Origin of the sequence: Gelidibacter algens, assembly GCF_001678675.1 — a bacterium.
GTDB lineage: Bacteria > Bacteroidota > Bacteroidia > Flavobacteriales > Flavobacteriaceae > Gelidibacter > Gelidibacter algens.
In genome coordinates this window covers 43,151-61,984 of the sequence record NZ_LZRN01000025.1, presented here as the reverse complement: position 1 = coordinate 61,984, position 18,834 = coordinate 43,151, and the positions used below count along the sequence as shown (strand labels likewise).

Here is an 18,834-nt window from a genome sequence, read left to right as displayed (position 1 = left end):
AAAAAAAAAACGTACTAACCGAAAAGTACTTCGTTTTTTTTATTTCATCATATAAGGATTATTATACATTGGGGATAATCAATTCTTGATCTGGATGAATCATATCAGGGTTTTTAAGAATATCAGAATTCGCCGCAAAAATCTTTTGATATTTTGACGGATCGCCATAATACTGCTTAGCTATTTTACCAAGAGTTTCTCCTGACTTTACAGTGTGCCTCGCAAAAACAGAAGTATCAGCCACCTTTATGTCTGCATTAATATCAGAAGGGTTTTCGCCACCAATAGCCTTGATCTTATCCCACAACAAATTCTTCTCGTATTGATTTTTCGCTGTTCCTTTCATTTTTAAGACGCCGTTCTCTTCTGAAACGTCACCATTTTGAATGTTTAGTTCCTGACCCAGATCTAAAACACTTTGATACTTAGATTTTACCATGATAATTGAGTTATTTAAATTAATGTAGACGTAAATGTATCAATTTAATACCCAATATGATAACGCAAATACAAGAGATTATTAACCAATTCAATTGGGAATGTTACTTTGGAGATTCGTGTTGTTTAAATAATTTGTAAATGAGAGAATTATATTGTATTTTTGCACTCCTTTTAGCGATACCCATTGGAAGATAAGAGGAATAAAACATAAAAGCAAATAACACTTCTGTGTGTTGATCGCATAAAACTTCCAAGAACACCCAGAATACAAACTAGTATTCAGCACATGTCTGAAAAAGAAACAAATCAAGCCGAGGTAGAAACTACTGAAGCAACAGAAACAGCAGTAGAAACTCAAACTACTGAAAAAGCAGCTCCTAAAGTATCAGAGGCGCAAGCAAACCCTGAAAAGTTTTTAGAAGAATTCAATTGGCACAATTACGAAGAAGGTATTGAGCAGGTTGATGACAAAAAACTTCAGGAATTTGAGAAATTAGTATCAGAGAATTTTGTGGACACCCTTGATGATGAAGTTGTTGAAGGTGAGGTAATCCATATTAGCGATCGTGATGCTATAATTGATATCAACGCAAAATCTGAAGGTGTAATTTCTCTTAACGAGTTCCGCTATAATCCAAACTTAAAAGTTGGTGACAAAGTTGAAGTGTTAATTGATGTACGTGAAGACTCTAACGGTCAGTTAGTGTTATCTCACCGTAAGGCTAGAGTAATCAAAGCTTGGGATCGTGTAAACAATGCCCATGACACTGGCGAAATCGTAAATGGTTTTGTAAAATGTCGTACTAAAGGTGGTATGATCGTTGACGTATTTGGTATTGAAGCATTCTTGCCAGGTTCTCAAATTGACGTGAAACCTATTAGAGATTACGATCAGTATGTGAATAAAACAATGGAATTTAAAGTTGTGAAAATCAACCACGAATTCAAAAACATTGTGGTTTCTCATAAAGCGCTTATCGAAGCTGATATTGAAGAACAGAAAAAAGAAATCATCGGTCAATTAGAAAAAGGACAAGTATTAGAGGGTGTTGTTAAAAACATCACCTCATACGGTGTCTTTATTGATTTAGGTGGGGTAGATGGTTTGGTTCATATTACTGACCTTTCTTGGTCACGTATCAACCATCCAAATGAAATTGTTGAATTGGATCAAAAACTTAACGTTGTTATCCTTGATTTTGATGAAGATAAATCAAGAATCCAATTAGGTCTGAAACAATTGAGCAAACATCCTTGGGAAGCTTTGGGCGAAAACGTAAAAGTTGGAGACCAAGTGAAAGGAAAAGTTGTTGTTATTGCTGACTACGGTGCATTTATTGAAGTAGAAGAAGGTGTAGAAGGACTGGTTCACGTAAGTGAAATGTCTTGGTCAACACATTTACGATCTGCTCAAGATTTTGTAAAGGTAGGTGATGAAATTGATGCGGTTATTTTAACTCTTGATAGAGAAGACCGTAAAATGTCATTAGGGATCAAACAATTGACTCCAGACCCATGGACTGATATTACAAGCAAATACCCAGTAGGCTCTAAGCACACCGGTATTGTGCGTAACTTCACAAACTTTGGTGTGTTTGTTGAATTGGAAGAAGGTATTGACGGGTTGATTTACATCTCTGATCTATCTTGGACTAAGAAAATCAAGCATCCAAGTGAGTTCTGTAACGTAGGTGATAACTTAGATGTTGTTGTTTTAGAATTGGATGTTGAAGGACGTAAATTAAGTTTAGGTCACAAACAAACAACTAACAATCCTTGGGACAAATATGAAACTGAATTTGCTTTAGGCACTACGCATAAAGCAGAAGTTTCTGAAATTGTAGATAAAGGTGCAACTGTTGAGTTTAACGAAGATATCGTTGCTTTCGTTCCTTCACGTCATCTAGAAATGGAAGATGGTAAGAAATTGAAAAAAGGTGACACTGCTGAATTCAAGATTATTGAGTTCAATAAAGAGTTCAAACGTGTTGTTGCTTCTCATACTGCTATCTTTAAGGAAGAAGAAATTGCAAACGTAAAAGCGTCTGTTGCTAAAGCTGAAGCTTCTGCTGCAGAGTCAAAACCAACACTTGGTGATGCCAATGATGCTTTACGAGCTCTTAAAGACAAAATGGACGGGAAGAAGTAATCTTTCAATTCATTTATAAATCAAAGCCTTCAACATCATGTTGAAGGCTTTTTTTGTTTCCAATTTGTACCTCTCTGCGGCCTTGCGTCTTTGCAAGAGAAAACCATTGCAGACAAGAATATTTATTCTAAATTTGTAAACCAAATACGTTTGGAAAACTATGAGCCAAAAAGTTCTACTTAACGCAAAAGAGATAAATATCATTCTCCATCGATTGGCTTGTCAACTGATTGAAAAACACAACGACTTTTCTAATACGGTTCTTATAGGCATGCAGCCCAGGGGAAAGTTTCTGGCCAATAGGCTCGCTCAAATTTTAAAGAGCGATTATAAGATCAAACATATTCAATTAGGGCATTTAGACATCACTTTTTTTAGGGATGATTTCCGTCGTGGTGAAAAACCATTGGAAGCCAACACCACAGAAATTAATTTTATTGTTGAAGACAAGAATATTGTTTTTATAGATGATGTACTTTATACCGGAAGAAGTATCCGTGCGGCATTAACGGCCATTCAATCTTTTGGTAGACCTAATGAAATAGAATTACTGACGCTAATTGACAGACGCTTTAGTAGACATTTACCCATCCAACCAGATTATAGAGGTCGACAAGTAGACGCTATAGACAAAGAAAAAGTAAAAGTAAATTGGGTAGAGAATGAGGGGGAAGATGCGGTTTATTTAATAAAGAGCTAATAATGAACAGTGAAGAGTTGTTTTTAATAGATAAAAAAATCTCTAAAAATAGGGATGAAGTCATTGTGTCTTTTGGACCATTTGACGGTTTGGATCAAATACATCGTTTTGACCTTATGATGTTTGATACTATACCTGAAGATATTGGGAGGTATGACGGTCATGAAGTGAATATGGACGATACCGACGGAAGACTTTTTGCATATGGAAGAAATGCCGAAGAATTATTTAAGTTGATGCGTCCAATGCTGTTGCAATTTGATTTTTTACAAAAAGCCATGGTGTATTTGCGTTTCAATAAAGAAGACGGAACCCATAACGAACTTGAATTCAAATTGAATCAAGTTTGAAACGATAATTAAAACTGCTAACTGCAGCCTGAACACTGAAGACTAAAAAGTATGAGCGAATTAAGTGTCAATCACTTATTGGGAATTAAATATCTGAATTCAAAAGATATCCAACTTATTTTTGAGACTGCCGATCATTTTAAGGAAGTCATCAACAGGCCCATCAAAAAAGTACCCTCGCTTAGAGACATTACCATTGCCAACTTATTTTTCGAAAACTCGACACGTACCAAGCTCTCTTTTGAATTGGCTGAGAAGCGTCTCTCTGCTGATGTCATCAATTTTTCGGCATCTCAATCTTCAGTCACAAAAGGAGAGACTCTAATTGATACCGTAAACAATATCCTCTCCATGAAAGTGGATATGGTGGTCATGAGACATCCAAATCCTGGCGCCAGCGTATTCTTGTCGCAACATGTCAATGCAAGTATTATCAATGCTGGAGATGGTGCCCATGAGCATCCAACCCAAGCCTTATTGGACAGTTACTCCATAAGAGAACGTTTGGGTAAGGTTGAGGGTAAAAATGTCGTGATTGTAGGTGATATTTTACACAGTCGTGTTGCACTGTCCAATATCTTTGCTTTACAGCTACAAGGCGCCAATGTGATGGTTTGCGGACCAAAAACCCTATTGCCAAAGTATATTGATAAACTTGGTGTTAAAGTAGAGACCAATCTTAAAAAAGCGCTCCAATGGTGTGACGTGGCCAACATGCTTCGTGTTCAGAATGAACGGATGGATATGACCTATTTTCCATCAACCAGAGAGTATACGCAGCAATATGGTGTTAATAGAGCTCTGCTCAATATGTTAGATAAAGAAATAACCATCATGCATCCAGGACCAATCAACCGTGGGGTGGAGATTACAAGTGATGTAGCAGATTCCAAACAAGCTATTATTTTGGATCAAGTTCAAAATGGTGTCGCCATTAGGATGGCTGTCATCTACTTATTAGCATCTAAAATTAAACATTAAAACCAAAAGTTATGATTTTTGATAAAGACAATAATACCACCATTATAACCCAAGAAAAGAGCACCATAATTGAACTGGTGAAAAAACTTCAGGCAACCTATCCAAAATTTAAAAATGACAACGTCATTATTAATTTGGCAGTCATCAACAAAGTGAGCTTACAGGATATTATTGAGTTTTTGGAAATTTCAAATACCCACCGTCATGCCAAGCACTCTTTTGTTATTGTCACAGATAAAATAAATTTGGATGAAATACCAGATGAGATTGCTGTTGTGCCAACCCTTAAAGAAGCTTATGACGTGATAGAGATGGAAGAGATGGAACGTGATTTGGGCTTCTAAACATTGTTATGAAACTGACTATACTTGGTTGCTTCAGTGCAACCCCGAGAAAGGACGCAAATCCTACTGCTCAGGTTTTGGAAATCAACAACCATCTTTTCCTAATTGATTGTGGTGAGGGAACTCAGGTTGAATTACGCCGTAATAAAATTAAATTTGCCCGCATCAGGCATATTTTTATTTCCCATTTGCATGGGGATCATTTTTTTGGATTGGTTGGATTGATTTCTACCTTTAGATTATTGACTAGAGAAACGGAATTGCACATACACTGTCCAAAGGGGTTGAAGGAAGTCATAACATTACAAATGAAATTGGCGGATTCATGGACCAACTATCCGCTCTATTTTCATGAACTCACTTCCAGTGATTCTGAACTTATTTTTGAAGATGGGAAAGTAGAGGTATGGACTATTCCACTAGACCATCGTGTATATACCAATGGGTTTTTGTTTAAGGAGAAGGAAGGTGAACGCCATTTGCATATGCCATCAGTTATAGAAGCCAATATTGACATGGCCTATTACAATAAGTTGAAACAAGGGTGTGATGTACTGAATAAGGACGGTGTGCTCATTGATCATCTCAAAGTCACACTACCTCCAAATCCACCAAAAAGTTATGCGTTTTGTAGTGATACAGCCTATAAAGAAGATATAGTGCCTATTATTAAAAATGTAGATGTACTCTATCACGAATCTACTTTTTTGGAGAAGAATGCTAATTTAGCACCAAAAACAAAGCATTCGACAGCTAAAGAAGCAGCATTAATTGCCAAAATGGCGAATGTCAAAACTCTTATTTTAGGTCATTTTTCAACGCGCTATGACAATCTAAATGAATTTAAGCGCGAAGCGGAGACTATCTTTAAACCGGTTGAATTGGCAAGTGATGGCAAGTTCTTTGATTTTGATTAATTATTAAAACCAATTTTTCGTTCGTTATTAACTGCATTGAATCTACGATTTATGACGATAGTATAAATAATCTTTTAGTTTCGTCTGAATTCTTTCAGATTCTTGACCCAATCCATCGCTTCAGGGAGCTCCTCACATCGTTTTAGGCTTATTTGAGCAAATTGCTTCTCAATGGATGCAGTATAATAACCAAAATCATTATAGGCCACTGTCGCAATGGCGACTATAAAATCAAATTCCTCATGAAACTTATGCCATAGTTGTGGTTCAAGAGAGTAGGAATCCACTCTATTGGAGATATACGCAATTTCTATCTGCTCACCATAATAATCTATGAGCGCACCAATTACTTCTAATATTTTATCCCAATCAAAATGAATTCCTTCATGAAGTTCAGAGATGACAAAATTGTCAAACAAATAATAATTCCCAAATGAAAATTCTAATTTGTTATGTGGTAGTAAGCTAAAATATATACTTTCTTCAAATCGCATTATAGTCAAATAATGCTTAAATTTATAAGAAATTGATCATCCAAAAAAGAAAAAAGATTATTTAACACTACAGAAATTTATAATGCATACAGACTTAGGAAATTACAGAAAATCATACGAGAAGCAAGAGCTGTTAGAATCTAATATTAGTGATAATCCCATGGAGGTTTTCCAAAAATGGTTTCATGAAGTAGATACTAATTTTGATGAAGGTGAAACCAACGCCATGACCATTTCTACCCTTGGGTTGGATGGTTTTCCTAAGAGTAGGGTAGTCCTGCTCAAAAAATATACACATGAGGGATTCATTTTTTATACCAATTATGAAAGTGAAAAAGGTAAGGCAATCCTCAACAACCCTAAAGTGTGTCTGTCATTTTTCTGGCCTAAGGCAGAGCGCCAAGTGATTATTAAAGGCAATGCCGAAAAAATAGCACCAAATATGAGCGACGGCTATTTTGAATCACGCCCACGCGGAAGTCAATTAGGAGCCTTGGTATCCCATCAAAGTGAGGTTGTAGAAAATAGAAAAGTTCTTGAGGAGGATCTACGGCAGCTGGAAGAGAAATTTGAGGAAAAAGAAATTCCGAGACCAGATTATTGGGGCGGATTTATCGTAAAACCTATTTCAATCGAATTTTGGCAAGGGCGTCCAAATAGGTTACACGACAGGATCAGATTTACCATAAATGACAAATTTGATTGGGTTATGGAGCGTCTGTCGCCATGAGAGGCCATTTTCCAGATTTAAAGTTATTTGGATAGCATCTATAAGATTTAATAAAAAATACGCTAGGAAACACCATTAATCCTTGTATAGATAAGCCTATCGGTACTGCTGTCTATGTGGGCATTAGTTGATATAACTAAATCAGGATTTAAGAATCCAATCATGCGTACATTTTTACTTATGCTCATTTTGTTTTTTCCTGTTCTAGGAGCCCTTTTCTATTTTCAATTTCGAAGAAAATTATTAGACAAAGCCCCTCTAAATTTGAACGGAGATTTAAGCGAGCTCACTAAACTCATATCTCAAGACTACTTTCTTAACAAATTCCTTTAACAGTAGTGTAATAATGATGCATGTGCCTTACCATGTGCTAAAACCTATAAATTTTCAATTTCATGTGCTTAAATTTATATGCAATCTATTTGTAAGGCATATTCTAATCATAGTGCAATTTCAAAATCTATTTTTCAACAACAACACCGATAAAGCGTTAATTCTTACCGTTGTAAAGCATAAATCGTATGGATAAAAATGCATTTCATCGATGATTTACATATAAAACCGACCAACAACATGTTTTTCGTCGATTTTAACATTTCCTTAACATTTTTTATCAATTAGTCTTCTAAATTAGCTAAACCAAACCGAATTTACCTACTTATGAAAACTACATTATACTTGCCAATGTTGGCGTTAATTGCCATGTTCACGTTTTCATGTTCCTCAGAGGAATTTGATGATCAACCAATAGATCAAAGTATTTTAAAAAATGCACCGGCAACCAAAGTCATTGAAGTTGAGATTTTAGAGCTCATCAATAATTACAGAATAGGCAAGGACTTAACTCCTCTAAACAATTTAAGCGTTATTAAGTCTGTGGCTTTTACACATACCGATTATATGGTCACGCTAAACCAAGTAAACCATGATAACTTCTATCAGCGTAAAGCAAGTTTGGTTAACAATGTAGCTGCCCTTAAAGTGTCAGAGAATGTAGCATATGCGTATAGTTCTGCACAGTCTGTAGTTAATGCGTGGTTAAACAGCCCAGGACATAAAGCAACTATAGAGGGAGATTTCACTGATTTTGATATCTCAGCAGAAAAGAATTCTGAAGGTAAATGGTACTTTACAAATATATTTATTAAGCGTTAATTTCGTATTGAATTTTAAGATTAGTTAGTTATTTTGAAAGAAGCCGCTCAATGAGCGGTTTTTTTATTTGTGCAGATATTATGCGATTTTTATTTTCAAAACTTAGCTGCTCTTATTCCCTTAAAAGATGTCGTCCATAGACAGACTTCTGAATGCAGGATTTCTCCTCTGTGCTGGTGTTTTCGTTCCCGATCTCGTCAGATTACATTTGAATATATTTTGGTTGTTGACCGAGTAGAGGTAATAGAGGCCGCTAATTTCATATTTAATTATGTTATGATTAGAAGTATAGCCTTTTTACAATTAAAACATAAACAGCCTTCACAAAAGTTATGAGTCGACTTTATAATTTGCCAATGAAGTAAGGGTTACAGAAAATTCAAAAAAGGGTGAGGTACATTGAAATAAAAAATGAACTAGACAGCAAGTATTAGATATCTCGCACAAACCAGTAGTACTATAGTCATATTTTTAATGATTTGCCAATTATTGCTTAGTTATTGACGCCATTTCTAAATTCATTCATCTTTGACACTTATAAGGTCTGTAAGAAATCAGTAAGTTATGTTCAGTAACATATAAAAAAAAAGCAGACCAATGGTCTGCTTTTAAAATATAATAGTTATCGAAATTAATCCTTTAAGATGTAAAAGTATGATCTTCTGTTTAACTGGTGCTCTTCTGAACTACATTTAACACCGTTTGAACACTCGTTGAGTAATTGTGTTTCTCCATAGCCAATAGCACTTTCAATACGCTCTTTGGCAATGTCTCGGGATAGTATGTAATCTTTAGTAGCTTTAGCTCTTCTGTCAGATAGTTTTAAGTTGTAATTGTCACTTCCTCTGCTATCTGTGTGCGATTCAATTTTGATCACCATATTTGGATGTGCTCTCATTACATCCACAATGTGTTCTAGTTCATACTCAGCATCTGTTCTGATATTTGATTTGTCGAAATCAAAGAAGATCGGATTGATTACAATTTGGTCATTGTCAATTAACGGTGTTAGGTAAAGATCTGCAGTATTGACTACACCATTTTCAACATTCGTAGCTACTTCTTTAAGGGCGTCTTTGTAATCTGCTTTGCTTCCTAAAACGGTATAGTTCTTATCACAATCTGCATCAAACTCAAAGGCTCCTGTTTCTGACGTGATTACCGTAGCAATGATCTTTCCAGAAGTATTGATCAATTTGACTTCAACATTGGCCAATGGTGCGTTGGTTTTGCTGTTTCTCGCAATGCCTTCAATGTTTTGCTTGCAAGGTTCAGCATTGAAGCTGTAGATATCATCACTTCCGTTTCCACCTAGACGGTTAGAGGAGAAGTATCCAGTTTTACTGCCGTCATTCATGAAAAATGCAAAATCATCATAGCCACTGTTGTAGGGTGCACCAATATTTTCAGGTTCGGCATTTTCATCCTTAATGATATTCGATTTGTAAATATCCAATAAACCTAAATTCAAATACCCATCAGACGAGAAATAAAGCGTACTGTCTTGAGCTACAAAAGGAAACATTTCACGGCCTGCAGTATTGACTTTTTCACCTAAATTTAGTGGCTCACTATATTTTCCATTCTCTAAAATATTGACCTGATAAATATCTGTCTGTCCAAAACCTCCTTCACGATCTGACACAAAATATAATTTTGTGTTATCAGAACTTAACGTAGGATGTCCATTTGAAAAGTAATCATCGTTAAACGGGAGTTCAACAATATTTTTCCAATTACCATCCTCTAATGTCGCTTTGTACAATTTGAGATGTGAAGTACCTTTACGGTCATAATCCAATCTGTTTCTTCGGTTCAAATTATCTCTTGTGAAATACATGGTTTGTCCGTCGTTACTGATTGCAATAGAGGCTTCATGATACGCCGTATTTATTTTTGATGAATTGATAAACTCAGCCTCTCCAAATTCTTTTTTATCATCTTTATCAGTTACGGTTACGTAGTACATATCCAAAAATGGTTCGGCATTCCATCCGTATCGTTTTTTTACATCTGTATCTCTTGCGGACGAGAAGTAAAGTTTACCCTCAGCGCTGTAACCTCCAAAATCAGAAAACTCAGTATTGAAGGGCATATTCTCGATTTTAACAACAACATTTTCAGTAGATGCTAAGTCTTGGTAAATATCAAGATTATTCGCATCAAAATCTTTAACACGACTGTCGTCATTTTGAATGGCCTTAAATTTTACTAACCAATCGTCAGCTTCTCTGTAACTTCCAATACTTCTCAAGCTTTGAATGTATTTAAAGATATATTCAGGATTGACATTATTGTATTTGTTGACCGCTTTTCCATACCACAACGCCGCTTCTTTTGATTTTGAGTTGTTGTAGTAAGCATCACCTAACCGAGTTAACACATGTTCACTACTGTCTCCTTTTTTAACAGCCTCTTCATAAAGTTCAATAGCTTTAATATAAGAATAGTTTTCAAAGAATTTATCAGCCAGCTTTTTTTGAGCAACCATAAACGTGCTACTAAGCGCAAAAAGAAATATAAATAATTTTGTTTTCATAGTCATAGGTTTTAGAAGTATCGAGGCGATTTAATACGTTTACTTTTAAAGATTTCAAACATCAGCAAAACTTCATGAGTACCGCTTGTATAAGGTCTGAGATCAGAGAAAGGATATTCGTAGGCATAACCAATTCGCAATTGTTTGGAAACTTGGAAGTCTGCAATACCTCCTAAAGCTGAAGTTCCTTCATTCATTCTGTATGAACCACCTATCCAAAATTTCTCATTAAACAAGAAGTTTGCGGTTAGATCTAAAGATAGGGGAGCACCATTGGTTGCTTTTACCAAAAATGCCGGCTTAAATTTGGTTGTTCCACCTAATTCAAATACATAACCCCCCGTAAAATAGTAACTCAGTCTTTCCAATGCTTCAAAATTCTCTTCCCCATTGTAATCCGTATTCAATAATCGTGGAGCAGACAATCCTAAATACCATTTATCAGAATGCCAATAGGCACCTGCGCCAATATTAGGTTTCCATCGATTTTCATAGCCGTAAATAACAGGGTCATACGCTTCCGCAGTCTGGTAGTCAGGATCTAAACTAAAGCCAGTGAAACCAGCTTTTAAACCCAGAGCCAATTTTGTATTTTGACTTGTTTGAATAGTATATGAAAAATCAGCATAGAGATATTGGAAGTTTTGGTATCCAAGTTCATCATTGATAAAAGACATACCCAAGCCAATCTTTTCATTGCGCAAGGGCGCATGGACTGATAGTGTTTGCGTGGTCGGGGCTCCTTCGAGTCCAACCCATTGGCTTCTATGTAAACCAACTACGCTTAATGTTTCTCTGCTACCTGCATAAGCAGGATTGATAGAAATGGTGTTGTACATATACTGTGTAAACTGCGGTAGTTGTTGTGCTACTCCCACCCAGCTCGTGAACAGTATGAAAACGACGATATTAAACTTTACAAATTTCATAGGTTAAAATTTATTTGGTTGCTACGTAGATTGGACCTGCAAAAGGTTTTAATCCACTATTTTTTAAATTAACGATATAATAGTATGTGCCGGTTGGTACGAAATTGGAGCTTCCAATTGATGCACTAGATGCAGTACCATTCCAATCATTCTGATAGTCTTTGGACTCATAGATTAAAGCTCCCCAACGGTTGTAGATTTGAATTTCTACAGTAAAGCCACAAGTTTCAACCCCTGTAACGGCGAAGAACTCATTAATGTTATCATTATTAGCTGTGACTGTTTTTGATATCACAACATCTTCTGAACCGCATGGTAATACCACACAATCATCATTTAAAGAAATATTAACCAGTGTTTCCGTCGCACATAAATTATCAGTGGTCGTATACTTAAAGGTATAGGTTCCTAATTGCAATAAGTAAGGATTGAATATACTACCATCCAATGTTGCGGTTCCCGATTCTACAGACCATAGACCATCTCTAGTGAAAGTTCCACTAAGTAAATTAAATAGGTCAAAATCAATGTCATCATTATTACAAAGTTCACTATCAATTCCAACAACTGTACTCGCAATGTTTACATTTATTGTTTGTTTGAATACAGCATCATTATCGCAGGTGTCAGATACTGTCCAAGTTCTTACAATTTGATAGTTAGTAAGGTTATCTGTAGCAGTAGATACTTCTTCAAAAACAACATTAATATTGTTTGAGCAGCCATCTTCAAATTCAAGTGCAGGCACCTCAGGAATACTTTCACATGTAATTGCAATCTCTGTTTCGTAATCACCAACTAACGTTGGGGCGGATACATCTGCTATATTTATAAGTTGAACACATTCAGCAGTATTTAAAATGGTGTTTTCACCATTATCACGAAATCCGTTGTTATTTGTGTCCTGGTATTTAGTAATAGAATACGTACGTGTTATGGTTTGTGAGCAAGTACCTTCATCACTACTGTTAGATGCAGTAATTTCGATAACGCCACATGTCGACTCTCCAATACGTCCATCTCCATTGCCCAACGCTTCAAATTCTTGAATGCTATATGTTGTAGCAGATGGTAACTCATCATAACACGCTACATCCAAACTAGGGAAGGTAGGACATACAATTTCAAAGATATCTAAGCTCACAGTAATTGTTGCGGGTTGTGATACGTTCCCTACTATGTCTCTCATTGTATAGGTTACCGATGCTTCAGTAAATGTGGCTAGAGGCGTAAAAGTTGTCATTCCGTTAGCACCTACTGTAAACGTCCCTTGCCCAGCAACGGTTACTGTATTGGCATAGGTTTCTGTAATGGGATCAATGAGTTGTACAGAAGACAGATTCAAAGCATAAGAGCCTTCACCATCATTTGCAAGTACATCAATAACGGTATCCGTTTCTAATAGTCCACAAGCGGTATCATCATTGGCAACAGGTAGTGATATTTGATCTTGGCAACGAGCGCCATCTCCAGGTTGCAAACCTTGCATAGCTGCACTATAAAAAGATGCCGTAACACCGCCGGTATGTGGAGAAGAAATTTTATAGGTTAAACCAGAACTGTTATTGGCCACAAATAGGTTACCAACACTATCAAAAAATGCTGTACCATAAGAGTTAGTTGTTTCAGCCTCCAGGCCAGATACGAAACCTAAGTCAATTACAGTATTGGAAGCGAGGTCATAACGGAATAACTTTGGATTTTCAGTACTTGTCATCATATACAAGCTATTGTCTATAGCATTATATGCAAGATCATTTATAACAATAGTATAATCTAATAGGTCAGTGGATGTCAAGTAATTTGGACTTAACGGATCAAGATTTACAGCCACGAATTTTTTGCCACTGTGCAAGTATAAGATTCCATTGTTATTCATATCACCAGAACTATAAAATCCAGTAGTAAAAGGACTTTTAATGTCAAAGTATTCAACATCACCTTTGGCATCTATTCTTACGATCTTATTGGTGCTTTGTAACAAGCCATATAAGAAACTATCCTTAGTATTGTATCCAATACCATTTATAAAACGTGATGTAGAAGAAGCTTCTACCAAAGGATCTTTTATTAAGGTTTGAACATTAGTGGTCAAATTTAAAGTATGAAAACCGGATACATAATTACTTTCACTCGTACCAGTATTCGTTATTATAAAAGCTAAACCATCAGTACAATCAAATGGAACTGCTAGGCAGTCTAAAGGAGCTGATCCCGATAAATCTAAAATGCCACAAGTATCATCGCCTTGTATTTTAACATTATACGTTGCTATTGTGGAACCAATAGGGCTAGAAATCCAAGTGGTGGTCTGGTCACCGTTATCAGTAAATTGGCCAGGTGCTCCAGTACCGTTTGCAATAAACGGTGCTGTGCCTTTAAAGGTTGCTGTAATTATATAGGCCGTTTTGCTGTTGGTGCAAGAAAGAGATTCTGGGTTGACAAGGGCAAGTCCTTCAATAAAGTTGACCGTCACTGCCAATCTACTCAAACTTTCACAACCTGAACTAGAAGTTTGTGTAGAATAATATGTAGTTCCATCTAAAAGAGAAGCGGAAGCAACTAGCGGAGTTGTAGACGCTAAATCACTATACCATGCAATGGCATTGCCTGAAGCACTTAAGTTAGCAACAGTAGGATTTTCTAAAGCGCAAAATTCTTGAACGCTAGCACCTGTTGGAGCAGCGGTTGTGTTTGTTGAAACAGATATTGTAGCTTGGTTTGAAATAAGACCTGTAGTATCAGCAATAGAATATTTTATGGAAGCCTCTGTAAAACTTGCAGCAGGTGTAAAAGTTAGAATACCTGAACCATTCACGGTAAACGTGCCTTGTCCTGAAACCGTAACTGTAGAAGATGCCGCGTTTGTAGAAGGATCTATAAGTTGAACAGATGCCAGGTTTATAGGGTAAGTTCCTGCACCGTCGTTCTGGAGCAAATCAATAGTAATTGTTTGACCATTACTTAAACAAGCTTGATCTTTTACAGCGTTTGGAGCGACAGCCTGATTTGGGCAGCGGGCGCCATCGCCAGGTGTTCCGGTTAAAGAATTAAATGCCGTTGCTGTAAGCCCTCCAGTGTGCGGAGAAGCTATTTTATAAATATTTCCGGAAGCATTATTGGAAACAAACATGTTTCCCATACTGTCCATAAAAGCTGTTCCAAATGAATTGGAGCCTTCAGATGCTAATCCGCTGATGGCACCAAGATCCGTAACCGTATTGGACGTAACATTATAACGCAATAATCTTCGGCTACTATTACTAGTCATCATGTACACATTATCATCTATAGGGCTAAATGCGATGTCATTGACTGTCGTGGAATAGCTCAATAATGTATTAGCAACTAAATAATTTGAAGCTGACGGGTTTAAATTTATTGATATGAACTTGTTTTCTCCATAAACAAAAAGGACGCCGTTTTTGTCTATATCACCAGCAGCATAACTTCCTAGTTTAAAATCTCCTGTAATGGTTAAGAACTCAAGAGTCCCTGCGTCATCCATTTTTACAACTTGGTTGGTGCCTTGAAGGATGCCGTATAGATAGTTGTCCAAGATGTTATAACCAATGGCATTGATAAATTGAGAAGAACTTGAACTAGGAATTAACGGATTTTTAATCAACGTTTGGGTATTGGTCGCCAAATTGTAAGTGTAAAGTCCGGTAACATTTCCGTTAGAAGATCCATCATTAGTAAGGATGTAAACTAATCCACTTTCACAATTATATGGGGCTCTCAAATTACCAGATTTAGGAGCTGACTGATAATTTGCAGTGCTTCTTTCGCTCAATGTAGTATTATCAAGCTGGAAAGCACTTTCAACATTTACCCCGATATTTTCTTTTTGGGGAGCGAGCTCTGATGTGGTTTGACCATTTGTGTCTAACACATTTGCTAGCAGAATAAAAACCAATACTAATTTTAGTTTTAGTACCATAGGAGTGATAATTATTTTCATGACGTTACGATTGGAATTAAAATCTCAATACATCATCTACACGATAGATGACTACAAACAATTTTTTAATACTAACTTTACTAGAGGGAAAACACCTGGAAATAGCAGTGCAGAATGGATTAAGAAATTACTTTGATTTGGGATCATATAAATTAATAGCTTCAAACAAAGAAAGAGTGATTATATGTTCGAATCAAAAATAAATGTTAAATCACTGAAATAATCGTTAAGTGGGGACGTCTAGACACTTTATCGGTCGAATAAAGTTGTTAAACGACACACTAAACCGTTAAGAACACACGTTTTGAAGGCTAAAGATAAATTTGGGTCATTTTTTAGCAGTTGAATTTGGCTACTTTTTTCAGTTATACGCGAAAAGCCAAAACTAAGTAGGTGGTAACCTGTATCAGTTTGTAGAAAAAAAATGTATTTAATCGAACAACAATATGAAAACAATCGTACTTATAAGACATGCGAAATCCTCTTGGGATCATGATGTCAATGATTTAAAACGGCCTTTAAGTGAGAGGGGTCTTTCTGATGCCAGTTTGCTTGCCAAAGCATTTATGGCCTATAATTTTAAACCTGATGCCATCTATTCAAGTCCCGCAAAAAGAGCCTTATCCACTTGTAATATTTTTATGGAAAACTTGAGTTTATCAGAAGAATTATTAAGCATTGAAGAGCAGGTGTACGACTTTGGAGGGAACCGAGTACTACAGTTTATAAAGGCATTGGATAATGATTTTGAAAGGGTGATGATTTTTGGCCACAACCATGCTTTTACTGCATTGACCAATAGCCTTGGAGATATGGCTATTGACAATTTGCCTACTTCTGGTTTGGTAATGATTCATTTTAACGTCGAAACTTGGAAAGCGGTGACGCAAGGCACAACTAAAATGATTTTAAAACCAAGAGATTTTAAGTGAGTAGCTATTAAACACTATAGTGTTGTATAATTATAGTTTGTAGACTGGACTTAATATTGACAAATAACTATTCTCTGTGAAGTGGCTTTATTTTAAGTTTTAAATAGAATATATTTGTCATAGATTAAAATTACAGTACATACTTCATGGTTACAGATATAAACTCCAATACATATATTAATAGAGAATTGAGCTGGCTACAGTTTAATGAACGTGTTTTGCAGGAAGCAGAAGACGAAACAGTACCGCTTATTGAACGCCTTCGTTTTTTGGGTATTTTTTCAAATAACCTAGACGAATTTTTTAAGGTCAGATATGCCACCGTCAAGCGGATTGACGAAGCCGGAAAAACTGGCAAGAGTGAGTTGGGGGGTATTTCAGCAAGTGAATTGTTGGAGATCATCACACAAATCGTCATCAAGCAACAAAGTGATAGCCTCGACATCTTAGCAACCATACATGAACGCCTGGAGGATGAAAATATCCATATCATCAATGAAACCCAAATTGATGACAGGCAACATCGGTTTATCAAAAATTACTTTATTCAAAATGTGAGTCCTGCTTTGGTGATCATTATTTTGAGCGATTTGGTAAAACTGCCAACCTTAAAAGACAGTGCGGCCTATCTTGCCATTAAAATGGACTTGGGCAATCAACAAAAACAATATGCACTTATTGAGATCCCAAAATCTATGGATCGGTTTGTGGTGCTGCCAAAAAAGGGTCATGACAATTACATCATCCTGCTTGATGATTTGTTGCGGTATTGCATGCATGATATCTTCAATATTTTTGAATATGAATCTGTTTCAGCACACATGATCAAAATTACGCGTGATGGCGAATTGAATTTTGAAAGTGACCTGAGCAAAAGTTTTATCGAGAAAATTTCTGACAGCGTTAAACATCGGCAAGTGGGAGAACCTGTCCGATTTGTTTATGACAAAACAATAGATCAGGAAACCTTGCTGTTTTTGATGAACATTATGGGTATTGATTCTAAAGACAGCGTGATACCAGGAGGGCGTTATCATAACAGGCGGGACTATATGGATTTTCCAAGTTTGGGAAGAACAGATTTATTGTACGATAAAATAAAACCGTTGCCCGTAAAAGGATTGAGTTTAGAAACCAGCATCTTCAATAATATTGCAAAAAAAGACTATCTGCTGCATACGCCCTATCATACTTTTTCATACATCGTCAAGTTTTTAAGGGAAGCTGCATTAGATCCTAGGGTTAAAAACATTAAGATTACGATTTACAGATTGGCACAAATTTCCCATGTCGCCAGCTCGTTGATCAATGCGGCAAAAAACGGTAAAAAAGTAACCGTGGCCATCGAGTTGCAGGCGCGTTTTGATGAACAGGCCAATATTGATTATGCTGAACAAATGGAAACTGATGGTGTAAACCTTCTGTTTGGTGTGAAGGGTCTTAAAGTACACAGTAAAATGTGCGTGATTGAACGTGAAGAAAATCAAAAAATTAAGCGCTACGGGTTTTTAAGTACAGGTAACTTTAATGAATCTACCGCCAAACTTTATACAGATTTTACCTTGTTCACTTCAGACCAAAGAATTTTGAAAGACGTGGTCAAGGTGTTTGATTTCTTTGAAACCAACTATAAGATTTTTAGGTATAAACATATTATCGTTTCGCCACATTATACTAAAACTAAATTATTTAAACTGATCGATACTGAAATTGAAAATGTCAAAAACGGAAAACCTGCGTTTATAAAGTTGAAGCTCAACAGCATCTCCAGTTATATGATGGTAGATAAGCTTTATGAAGCCAGTAGGGCAGGGGTGAAAATTCAAATGATTGTCAGAGGTATCTGTTGCTTGGTTCCTGGCATCAAAGGCATGAGCGAAAACATTGAAGTGGTCAGTATTATTGACAAGTTTTTGGAACATACCAGGTTATTGATTTTTTGTAACAATAATGATCCCAAAGTGTTTATCACATCTGCAGATTGGATGTCAAGAAATATTGAAAATAGAGTAGAAATTACGTGTCCAATATATGATAAGGATATTAAAAACGAGCTTTTGGATGTTTTTGAGATCTCATGGAATGATAACGTAAAGGCCCGTTTGTTAGGAGGCTCCCATGAAAATAAATACAGACATAATAATGATCCAAAAGTAAGAGCGCAATTCGCCATCTATAATTATTATCTCAACAAATTACAAGACTAGAT

At 36.2% G+C, this 18,834-nt stretch carries 16 protein-coding genes; 11 read left to right on the top strand and 5 right to left on the bottom strand.

Annotated features, from left to right (window positions below; all coding sequences use genetic code 11):
- Window positions 1–61 precede the first annotated feature (61 nt).
- A complete protein-coding gene (locus A9996_RS12255) occupies window positions 62–439 on the bottom strand; it encodes a LysM peptidoglycan-binding domain-containing protein (RefSeq protein ID WP_211272656.1) in 378 nt (125 codons plus the stop codon).
- A gap of 288 nt (window positions 440–727) precedes the next feature.
- Here A9996_RS12255 and rpsA point away from each other — a divergent pair, with 288 nt between their 5' ends.
- The 6 genes from rpsA to A9996_RS12225 all read left to right on the top strand — a co-directional run bounded on the left by rpsA (window position 728) and on the right by A9996_RS12225 (window position 5,882).
- Entirely contained in the window at window positions 728–2,590 is a 1,863-nt protein-coding gene (gene rpsA, locus A9996_RS12250; protein WP_066435301.1) for a 30S ribosomal protein S1, read from the top strand.
- A 160-nt stretch (window positions 2,591–2,750) separates the two neighbouring features.
- Window positions 2,751–3,290 (top strand): bifunctional pyr operon transcriptional regulator/uracil phosphoribosyltransferase PyrR, encoded by a 540-nt coding sequence (gene pyrR / locus A9996_RS12245; protein ID WP_066435298.1) that lies wholly within the window; start codon window positions 2,751–2,753, stop codon window positions 3,288–3,290.
- A gap of 2 nt (window positions 3,291–3,292) precedes the next feature.
- Window positions 3,293–3,640 (top strand): hypothetical protein, encoded by a 348-nt coding sequence (locus A9996_RS12240; RefSeq protein ID WP_066435295.1) that lies wholly within the window; start codon window positions 3,293–3,295, stop codon window positions 3,638–3,640.
- 51 nt (window positions 3,641–3,691) lie between these two features.
- Window positions 3,692–4,621 (top strand): aspartate carbamoyltransferase catalytic subunit, encoded by a 930-nt coding sequence (locus A9996_RS12235; RefSeq protein WP_066435291.1) that lies wholly within the window; start codon window positions 3,692–3,694, stop codon window positions 4,619–4,621.
- An 11-nt stretch (window positions 4,622–4,632) separates the two neighbouring features.
- Window positions 4,633–4,965: a ribonuclease Z gene (locus A9996_RS12230; RefSeq protein ID WP_066435288.1), complete on the top strand. Its 333-nt coding sequence runs from the start codon at window positions 4,633–4,635 to the stop codon at window positions 4,963–4,965.
- 8 nt (window positions 4,966–4,973) lie between these two features.
- Complete coding sequence (locus A9996_RS12225) at window positions 4,974–5,882, top strand: ribonuclease Z (RefSeq protein WP_066435285.1); 909 nt, start codon at window positions 4,974–4,976, stop codon at window positions 5,880–5,882.
- A 74-nt stretch (window positions 5,883–5,956) separates the two neighbouring features.
- Here A9996_RS12225 and A9996_RS12220 read toward each other — a convergent pair whose 3' ends face one another.
- On the bottom strand, window positions 5,957–6,376 hold the full coding sequence (locus tag A9996_RS12220) for a hypothetical protein (RefSeq protein ID WP_066435280.1): 420 nt from the start codon (window positions 6,374–6,376) through the stop codon (window positions 5,957–5,959).
- Window positions 6,377–6,458: 82 nt separating this feature from the next.
- Here A9996_RS12220 and pdxH point away from each other — a divergent pair, with 82 nt between their 5' ends.
- The 3 genes from pdxH to A9996_RS12205 all read left to right on the top strand — a co-directional run bounded on the left by pdxH (window position 6,459) and on the right by A9996_RS12205 (window position 8,261).
- Complete coding sequence (gene pdxH / locus A9996_RS12215) at window positions 6,459–7,106, top strand: pyridoxamine 5'-phosphate oxidase (protein WP_066435276.1); 648 nt, start codon at window positions 6,459–6,461, stop codon at window positions 7,104–7,106.
- A gap of 114 nt (window positions 7,107–7,220) precedes the next feature.
- The gene (locus A9996_RS21065; protein WP_066435273.1) at window positions 7,221–7,439 is read left to right on the top strand and encodes a PLD nuclease N-terminal domain-containing protein; all 219 of its coding nucleotides are present in this window, start codon (window positions 7,221–7,223) and stop codon (window positions 7,437–7,439) included.
- A 327-nt stretch (window positions 7,440–7,766) separates the two neighbouring features.
- Window positions 7,767–8,261, top strand: a complete 495-nt coding sequence (locus tag A9996_RS12205) for a CAP domain-containing protein (RefSeq protein ID WP_066435271.1) — start codon at window positions 7,767–7,769, stop codon at window positions 8,259–8,261.
- A gap of 631 nt (window positions 8,262–8,892) precedes the next feature.
- Here A9996_RS12205 and A9996_RS12200 read toward each other — a convergent pair.
- Genes A9996_RS12200 through A9996_RS12190 form a run of 3 tightly spaced genes read right to left on the bottom strand, consistent with a single transcriptional unit; the run spans window position 8,893 to window position 15,693 of the window.
- Window positions 8,893–10,800, bottom strand: coding sequence for an OmpA family protein (locus tag A9996_RS12200; protein WP_066435270.1), 1,908 nt, complete (start codon window positions 10,798–10,800; stop codon window positions 8,893–8,895).
- 11 nt (window positions 10,801–10,811) lie between these two features.
- Entirely contained in the window at window positions 10,812–11,729 is a 918-nt protein-coding gene (locus A9996_RS12195) for a PorP/SprF family type IX secretion system membrane protein (RefSeq protein WP_066435268.1), read from the bottom strand.
- 10 nt (window positions 11,730–11,739) lie between these two features.
- On the bottom strand, window positions 11,740–15,693 hold the full coding sequence (locus A9996_RS12190) for a DUF6923 family protein (protein WP_066435266.1): 3,954 nt from the start codon (window positions 15,691–15,693) through the stop codon (window positions 11,740–11,742).
- Window positions 15,694–16,139: 446 nt separating this feature from the next.
- On the opposite strand from A9996_RS12190, the gene A9996_RS12185 reads away from it, so the two are divergent.
- Together A9996_RS12185 and ppk1 are read left to right on the top strand one after the other, a co-directional pair.
- Window positions 16,140–16,625 (top strand): SixA phosphatase family protein, encoded by a 486-nt coding sequence (locus A9996_RS12185; protein ID WP_066435262.1) that lies wholly within the window; start codon window positions 16,140–16,142, stop codon window positions 16,623–16,625.
- A gap of 146 nt (window positions 16,626–16,771) precedes the next feature.
- Entirely contained in the window at window positions 16,772–18,832 is a 2,061-nt protein-coding gene (ppk1, locus tag A9996_RS12180; RefSeq protein WP_066435260.1) for a polyphosphate kinase 1, read from the top strand.
- The last annotated feature ends 2 nt before the right edge of the window (window positions 18,833–18,834 follow it).

Excerpts from the sequence above, each read along its gene's own strand:
- A9996_RS12240 (WP_066435295.1), top strand. The coding sequence starts at position 3,293 with ATGAACAGTGAAGAGTTGTTTTTAATAGATAAAAAAATCTCTAAAAAT.
- pdxH (WP_066435276.1), top strand. The coding sequence starts at position 6,459 with ATGCATACAGACTTAGGAAATTACAGAAAATCATACGAGAAGCAAGAG.
- A9996_RS21065 (WP_066435273.1), top strand. The coding sequence starts at position 7,221 with ATGTGGGCATTAGTTGATATAACTAAATCAGGATTTAAGAATCCAATC.
- A9996_RS12200 (WP_066435270.1), bottom strand. The coding sequence starts at position 10,800 with ATGAAAACAAAATTATTTATATTTCTTTTTGCGCTTAGTAGCACGTTT.
- pyrR (WP_066435298.1), top strand. The coding sequence starts at position 2,751 with ATGAGCCAAAAAGTTCTACTTAACGCAAAAGAGATAAATATCATTCTC.
- A9996_RS12255 (WP_211272656.1), bottom strand. The coding sequence starts at position 439 with ATGGTAAAATCTAAGTATCAAAGTGTTTTAGATCTGGGTCAGGAACTA.
- A9996_RS12225 (WP_066435285.1), top strand. The coding sequence starts at position 4,974 with ATGAAACTGACTATACTTGGTTGCTTCAGTGCAACCCCGAGAAAGGAC.
- A9996_RS12205 (WP_066435271.1), top strand. The coding sequence starts at position 7,767 with ATGAAAACTACATTATACTTGCCAATGTTGGCGTTAATTGCCATGTTC.
- A9996_RS12190 (WP_066435266.1), bottom strand. The coding sequence starts at position 15,693 with ATGAAAATAATTATCACTCCTATGGTACTAAAACTAAAATTAGTATTG.
- A9996_RS12195 (WP_066435268.1), bottom strand. The coding sequence starts at position 11,729 with ATGAAATTTGTAAAGTTTAATATCGTCGTTTTCATACTGTTCACGAGC.
- A9996_RS12185 (WP_066435262.1), top strand. The coding sequence starts at position 16,140 with ATGAAAACAATCGTACTTATAAGACATGCGAAATCCTCTTGGGATCAT.
- rpsA (WP_066435301.1), top strand. The coding sequence starts at position 728 with ATGTCTGAAAAAGAAACAAATCAAGCCGAGGTAGAAACTACTGAAGCA.
- ppk1 (WP_066435260.1), top strand. The coding sequence starts at position 16,772 with ATGGTTACAGATATAAACTCCAATACATATATTAATAGAGAATTGAGC.
- A9996_RS12220 (WP_066435280.1), bottom strand. The coding sequence starts at position 6,376 with ATGCGATTTGAAGAAAGTATATATTTTAGCTTACTACCACATAACAAA.
- A9996_RS12230 (WP_066435288.1), top strand. The coding sequence starts at position 4,633 with ATGATTTTTGATAAAGACAATAATACCACCATTATAACCCAAGAAAAG.
- A9996_RS12235 (WP_066435291.1), top strand. The coding sequence starts at position 3,692 with ATGAGCGAATTAAGTGTCAATCACTTATTGGGAATTAAATATCTGAAT.